The organism is Nocardia vinacea NBRC 16497, from assembly GCF_000308835.1.
GTDB lineage: Bacteria > Actinomycetota > Actinomycetes > Mycobacteriales > Mycobacteriaceae > Nocardia > Nocardia vinacea.
This window is the reverse complement of the sequence record NZ_BAGN01000293.1, coordinates 1-360: the sequence shown is the minus strand read 5'-3', so window position 1 is coordinate 360 and position 360 is coordinate 1. Positions and strand designations below refer to the sequence as shown.

Genomic DNA, 360 nt, shown 5'->3' with positions numbered 1-360 from the left:
GGGGCGTTCGCGTGGTCGTTCGCGGCGTTGACCGAACTGAGCCAGATGGCTGGGATTACACACCGTCTAGCGTGGGCCGGACCGATTTTCGTGGATGGCGCGATTGTCCAGTCCGCCGTCGCCCTGGTCTCGCTGCAGCGCCGCGCCCGCCAGAACATCCCGATTCCGACCGCGACTCGTGTGTTCTTCTGGGGTGAGTTGTTCGCCGCCGAACTGATCAGCGTGATCGGAAATGGCCTGCACGCTGCGGAATCCGGGCAACGTATCCTGCCCGCGACCATCGCGGCGTGCGTCGCGGGCGCCGCGCCGCTGTTCGGGCTGGCGGCCACGCACGGCCTGACCGCGCTGATCGAGGTTCCC

Annotated in this window: 1 protein-coding gene; it reads left to right on the top strand. The window is 67.8% G+C overall.

Translation table 11 applies throughout. The features are described from left to right. Window positions 1-360, top strand: a 360-nt coding sequence (locus tag ON44_RS33540; RefSeq protein WP_040697940.1) for a DUF2637 domain-containing protein, incomplete at both ends; no start/stop codon positions are given.